1 protein-coding gene is annotated in these 1,683 nt (G+C 35.5%); it reads left to right on the forward strand.

The annotated features are described in order from the left end of the window. Positions 1-321: 321 nt before the first annotated feature. The coding region (locus PX484_RS09260) for an AAA family ATPase (RefSeq protein ID WP_288103578.1) at positions 322-1,683 on the forward strand (1,362 nt) is incomplete at its 3' end.

The raw sequence follows: 1,683 nt of genomic DNA on the forward strand, positions 1-1,683 counted from the left end.
TGATAATAATCTCCAAAATATCCAAGAACCGATTTTAAACGCTCCCGAAGATGTGCGAAAAATCATCGATCGAGTTTTAAAATTGGAAAGAGATAAGTTATACCAGCGCAATCCTCGCAATATCAATGATGATGTTTTAACAATTATTAAAGAAGTAATCCAATAATTAGCTTTTAGCTATCAGGAGTCAGGAGTCAGGAGACAGGAGTTAGGAGTCAGTAGTTAGGAGATTGGTTTTATTTATTCTCCCCTCTCCCTTCTCCCCACTTCATAATTTATAATTCATAATTCCCACTTCCCCATCATCCCCTCACTCTAACTATGAAACTACTATCAATAAAGTTATGTAATTTTCGACAATTTTATGGTAAGACTCCTGAGATACATTTAGCAGCAAGTTCTCGCAATACAACAGTAATTTATGGCAATAATGGGGCGGGAAAAACAACAATTTTAAATGCTTGTACTTGGGTACTGTATGAAAAATTTACAGCAGCTTTTGCCGAACCAGAGTTATTAGTTAATAAACGGTCAATTACCGAAGTAACCACGGGAACTTCCATAGAATGTTCGGCAGAAGTAAACTTTGAACATGAAAATAAACGCTATCAGGTAAAACGAAAATTTTTCGCCTACCAAGATGTAAATAGTAAAATTAAATACGGTTCAAATAGTTTGTATATGCTCTACGCTGGTGATGATGGCAATTGGTACACACCCAATCAACCACCAGAGGATATTATTAATCAAATTTTACCCGAAAGTTTACACCGTTATTTCTTTTTTGATGGAGAATATATCGATCATCAATTCCGCAGTAGTAGCCAAGGTAAAATCGCCGAGGATACAAAAGAATTATTGGGAGTTAAAGTATTAGACAGAGCGATCGAGCATTTAAAAAAAGCCAAAAAATCTTTACAAGATGATCTTAAAGATTTAGGTGAATCGGATTTAAAAAAGTTATTGAAACAGGAAAGTAAAATTGAGCAGGATTTCGAGAAATTAAAACAGCGTCAGCAGGATATTATTAACCAGTTATCCCAGCAGGAAGAATTAAAAAAAGCCGTGACTAATCGCTTATTAGAGTTAAGTGGTGCCGAGGAATTAAAACAGTTAAAAGAAAAATTAGAACAACAGGAAAGAAATCTGCGGCAAGATTTAGTCAGAACTAAGGATAAGTTAAAGAAATTAATTTCCCAGCAAGCTTATCAAGTCTTTTTAAAAGGAATTAATCAAAATTTTCAGCAATTAATCGATCGCCTACGACAACAAGGGGAATTACCCAGTGGTATTAAACAGCAATTTGTCCAACAATTATTAGAGCGGAAAAAATGTATTTGTGGCCAGGAATTACAGGAAAATAGCCAAGCTTATTTAGAGGTACAAGACTGGATGAACAAAGCAGGAATGGCCGATGTGGAAGAAGCGGCCATTCGCTTATCTTCCACAGTCAAAGAAATGGATAAACGGGTCTTAGATTTTTGGCAAGAAGTGGATAATTATCAAGCTAATATTCACCAATGGCGCTTAGAATTATCTTTAGTAGAATCAGAATTAGATGAAGTGCGGGATAAATTTCGCCATTATCCCGATGAAGATATTAAAAATCTGCAATCTCGCTTAGATGCGATCGAGGATTCCCTAAAAGATTTACGCTTGGAACAGGGCAGCAATAAAAATCAA

The organism is Microcystis sp. M49636_WE2 (assembly GCF_030065375.1).
Taxonomy (GTDB): domain Bacteria; phylum Cyanobacteriota; class Cyanobacteriia; order Cyanobacteriales; family Microcystaceae; genus Microcystis; species Microcystis aeruginosa_C.